This window comes from Cellulosilyticum ruminicola JCM 14822 (assembly GCF_001311925.1).
GTDB classification, from domain to species: domain Bacteria; phylum Bacillota; class Clostridia; order Lachnospirales; family Cellulosilyticaceae; genus Cellulosilyticum; species Cellulosilyticum ruminicola.
Genome location: NZ_BBCG01000115.1, coordinates 1 through 4,601 on the forward strand (window position 1 = coordinate 1; position 4,601 = coordinate 4,601).

4 protein-coding genes are annotated in these 4,601 nt (G+C 30.8%); 2 read left to right on the plus strand and 2 right to left on the minus strand.

Annotation, left to right across the window (positions count from 1 at the left end; all coding sequences use genetic code 11):
• The first annotated feature begins 341 nt into the window (after positions 1-341).
• Positions 342-1,022, plus strand: coding sequence for a response regulator transcription factor (locus tag JCM14822_RS17870; RefSeq protein WP_054743949.1), 681 nt, complete (start codon positions 342-344; stop codon positions 1,020-1,022).
• Positions 1,015-2,316: a sensor histidine kinase gene (locus JCM14822_RS17875; protein WP_054743951.1), complete on the plus strand. Its 1,302-nt coding sequence runs from the start codon at positions 1,015-1,017 to the stop codon at positions 2,314-2,316. The genes JCM14822_RS17870 and JCM14822_RS17875 overlap by 8 nt, the downstream gene beginning before the upstream one ends.
• Here JCM14822_RS17875 and JCM14822_RS17880 read toward each other — a convergent pair.
• On the minus strand, positions 2,299-2,823 hold the full coding sequence (locus tag JCM14822_RS17880) for a hypothetical protein (RefSeq protein ID WP_054743952.1): 525 nt from the start codon (positions 2,821-2,823) through the stop codon (positions 2,299-2,301). The genes JCM14822_RS17875 and JCM14822_RS17880 overlap by 18 nt on opposite strands.
• An 18-nt stretch (positions 2,824-2,841) precedes the next feature.
• Positions 2,842-4,449: a type 2 periplasmic-binding domain-containing protein gene (locus JCM14822_RS17885; protein WP_054743955.1), complete on the minus strand. Its 1,608-nt coding sequence runs from the start codon at positions 4,447-4,449 to the stop codon at positions 2,842-2,844.
• Between the last annotated feature and the right edge of the window lie 152 nt (positions 4,450-4,601).

The window sequence follows — 4,601 nt, forward strand, 5'->3', positions numbered from 1 at the left end:
TTTGTAGTATTTGTTTTTCAAAGTACAATATATGATTACTAGAAGTAATCTTTTGTTTGTCGCTTGTGTTCCCTGCGACTTGTATAATATTACACTATCTCTTTACAAACGTCAATACCTTTTTTTATCTTTTTGAGTTTTTATTTTTATCTTATGTATATTCCTCGTAAAATCCTATATAATGTCATTATATTCAACAAATTCTTACATATTTAAGCTTATATCTTACTTGAGATATTCACCATCTTATAACTTACTAATCTTAACTTATATTTATTAACTCTATTTTTTATAAACACATCTAAACAATTTCAGATTTTATATATAAAGAAGATTTTACAATGCGCATTTTACTTATAGAAGACGACGAAAAACTCTGTGAAAGTCTTGTATTTTATTTAAATGGTGAAGGTTATGCCACTGACACCTGTCATGATGGATTGGATACCTTAAGCTTTATTAAACAATGTGATTATGATCTTATAATTTTAGACCGTATGTTACCTTCTTTAGACGGCCTAAATGTCCTACGTCAAATTCGTTCTAAAGAAATTACAACTCCTGTTCTAATGCTTACTGCTTTATCAGATATTGATAATAAGGTAGAAGGATTAGATGCTGGTGCTGATGATTATCTTGGTAAACCTTTTGCTACCCAAGAATTATTAGCACGTATACGTGCTTTAGGGCGTCGACCTGCACAACTCAAAAATATAAAGCAACTTACAGTATCAGATGTTACTTTAGATTTAAATACTTTTATTTTAACAGGTCCATCTCATAATTGTTCTCTATCAAAAAGAGAAGCTGCTTTACTTGAAATCTTTCTTAATAACATGAATACCTTGTTACCTCGTCATACGATATTGTCCCGAGTTTGGGGACCTTATTCTCCTGTTGAAGATGGTAACTTAGATAATTATATCCACTTCTTACGCCGCCGTTTAAAAACTGTAGGCAGTACCCTTAAAATATCTACAACTCGTGGTGTGGGCTATACATTGGAGGTGTCTCATGCTTAGTAAACTCCGCCATAAGCTTACTTTAATCTGCGCTTCTATCACCACTTGCGTACTACTTTTCATGGCCCTCATTTCTTTACTCACTTGTGAAACTCAGCTTTCTAATGAATGTAAGCTTTCACTAGATAATGATTTAAATACTGTTATTTATTATTTACAAACTTGTTCCTTTATTAGCCCGCTTTGGCTTTCTCAAACTGAAGTTTCAAATGATCTTATCATAAATATAGAGCAAAACCATAAGGCTTTGCTCTATCAAAGTCATTATCAAACGGAGTCGACTCGTGAATCACTTATCTCATTAGTTCAGTCACAGGGTAATCAAAAAAATATTGAATTATATACTTCACTTTCTGCTGATTATGTTCCTTTAGCATCAAGGCAATTTGAACTTTCTACGGATTATAATGAACATTTTTTAGTAACGACTTCATCCATTACAATTTCAGATGTCCCTTTTCAAATTACCTTATTGAAGAATATGCATCAAAATGATCTTCAGCTTTTACATATTAGATTATTATTTCTTTGTGTTTGCTTAGCTTGCATTATAGGACTCACATTCTTTAGTTGGTGGTTTTCAGGTCGTGCCATTAAACCAATTGAAGTAAACAATCAAAAACAAAAGGAGTTCATCGCTGCTGCTTCTCATGAACTCCGTGCGCCTATTACTGTTATTCAAACAAATGCTTCTATTTTAGAAAAGCAGGTTGATATAAATGCCAATTCCTTTGTCACTACTATTTCTAGTGAATGTGCACGAATTAGCAAATTAATAAATGATTTATTAACCCTTGCCAACATTGATGCTAAAGCCAATTGGACACTTAATTTACAACCTGCTGAATTAGATACTTTATTACTTGAGCTCTATGATACCTTTTATATAACTGCTGAAGAAAAGCAACATCCTCTTACATTAGAATTACCTGATACTCCTATTGCACCTGTCCAAGTGGATGTTAATCGCTTAAAACAAGTCATTATTATTTTATTAGATAATGCTTTAAGCCATACACCTATTTATACACCTATTAAACTTTTACTTGAAGATACTAAGGCCTCTTACCACATTAAAGTCATTGATCAAGGTCCTGGTATTCCTGATGCCTATAAACATTCTATTTTTGAACGTTTTTATCAAATGGATTCTTCAAGGCACGCCAAGAAACATTATGGTTTAGGCCTTAGCATTGCTCAAGAAATCGTTAAACTTCATCACGGAACACTTACTTTAGAGGATACGCCAAATGGTGGTTGTACTTTTATTATTACTTTAATTAAATCTTGCTAACTTATAATATTCATGATACATATCAAAATCCTCATGATTTTCTTCATAATACTCATTTATACTATATCTAATATTACTGATTGTATCATTAATACTTTGTTGCCCCATACAATATTGATGTGTTTGTTCAGTAATATATGCATAGCTTGCTGCATCTACATTATTTAAGCAAAAGTCTATGTTCTCAGTACAATTTTTAAACTCATCATATAATTCTGGGTATGCCTTCAAACTAACATTACTTACTTCTTGTTCTTTTAGTACTTGTTTATTGATAGGCATACCAGTTTCACCTTGTAATTTTTGAGCATCTTCACTTAAGGCAATTCTAACGATTTCTTTTGCTTCTTCTTGATTTTCACTCATTGCATTAATCCCTAAAATGCCACTTACTCCATACATAGCATGGTTATCTTGCCCAATTAGATTCTTTACTGTGATATTATTTCTGCTACTTAATGTATCCATAATTTCTGTTACAACCTCTAATGAATTAGGCGCTATCATAACAAGTTGTGTTTTGCCTTATGCCACATTTAAGATTTCTTTTTTCTTATTTTCTTCCATTATTATGCTACTACAATATTCATTTAAATGTGTATTATCATATTTTACTTCTTCTAATGCTGTAATATCTTCTAAAAAAACTCTATATTTGTTTTCATCAAATTTACCATTCTCATCAAACCAGCTAGAACTACAACTACTTCTAAGTTGATAAAATAACTCTAGCTTTGTTTTTCCAAATAATATTTGCTCTGGATGCTGCTTCTTATACTGAACTAAGTCTTCTAATGTCTCTACTTGATTTAATATTTCCTTATTTCCCCATATTGTTCCAACCATATATCTTAAAGGAATATTATAATACTTATTACCTTCTTTAAAGTTACTTGCTATCTTTTCATTTATTACACCATCCTTCACTAATTCTTCAACTACATCTGTAATATCTGCTAACTTTCCTTCTGTAATGTAAGGTGCCAATCCTTCTTGTTCTATTAAATCCATTCCTTTATCTTTTAATATACCACGTCCCAATTCATTATTATCAAGATGTCTATGACTCCTCCAGTTTGATTGTGCATAAACCCTCAAATCTTTATGTTGTTCTTGATAAATTTTCACTGCTTTTCTAAGTGATTCATCTTCACATAGCATACATACTTCTATTTTCTTATTAGGATTAGTCACCATATCTTTATCATAATAACAACGCACTAACATATCCATATCAGTTCTATCATAATAAATTATAAAACTATCTTTATATATATATAACTCATAGTCCTTAGCCTTACTATCTAGCCCCCCTAATTTATCTGCAGTTACTACTTGTTCCCACAAAACACCTTCTTTAGTTAAATGAAAAATTCCATTACTACTACACATATATAAATCGCTATCCGCAATACCTTTAACTAATTTTACGACTCCACTATCACTATAACTGATTGTTCTTACCAACTCACCGGTTATATTATTATATACTTTAATTAATCTATCTTTTGAACTTACCCCATATACCTCATCATCTACAACCGCAAAAGTTTGCACATTTTCTATAAACTCTTTTAACCGCTTTCCTGTTTGCCCACTATATTTTTGTATTTTTCCTTCCCCCATACTTATACTTATATAGATATCTCCATTATCATCAATATCCATAATAAATTTACTATTTATTTTTTCCTTAATAGGTTCGTTGTCTTTACTTAATTTAATTATTTCAAAAGTGTTATCCTCTTGTTGAACTGCTACACACATATTTGCTTGTCGATCAGCATATGCAATCCGCAACTTTCCTTCTATCTCTAATATCTTATATATCTTTCTAATTTCATTAGGCAACTGAATTTCTTTTTGTAAACTCCACTCATTTTCCTTAGATAAAGTATACACTTTACATCCATCCTCAATGGCATAACAATATAAATCTCCTGTATTTCCTTGTACTAAATAATTCTTTGTTACATAACTCTTATCTTTTCCTGGAAAATCAATTTCTTCCGAAATATAACTTCCCATTGCCACACTAGTTTCTACACCTATATTTCTCTGCCCGCATCCAGTTAATGTTACTGCTGAAATCATTAAACTTATACTTAAAAGCTGTTTTGCAAACTTTTTCATTTTCTTCGCCTCCATATGAAAAATTTAACTTTCTAGCTCTTAATCATCTGTCTATAAAAAATATAACATGGCTTTCTCTAATTAACCTTTAAGGATTCTCTATTTTATCTCTAAATAAAAATTTAAAAACAAAAAAAGACTAGCATCTCTGC

Coding starts and splice junctions, on each gene's coding strand:
- JCM14822_RS17875 (WP_054743951.1), top strand. CDS start 1,015: ATGCTTAGTAAACTCCGCCATAAGCTTACTTTAATCTGCGCTTCTATC.
- JCM14822_RS17885 (WP_054743955.1), bottom strand. CDS start 4,449: ATGAAAAAGTTTGCAAAACAGCTTTTAAGTATAAGTTTAATGATTTCA.
- JCM14822_RS17870 (WP_054743949.1), top strand. CDS start 342: ATGCGCATTTTACTTATAGAAGACGACGAAAAACTCTGTGAAAGTCTT.
- JCM14822_RS17880 (WP_054743952.1), bottom strand. CDS start 2,823: ATGATAGCGCCTAATTCATTAGAGGTTGTAACAGAAATTATGGATACA.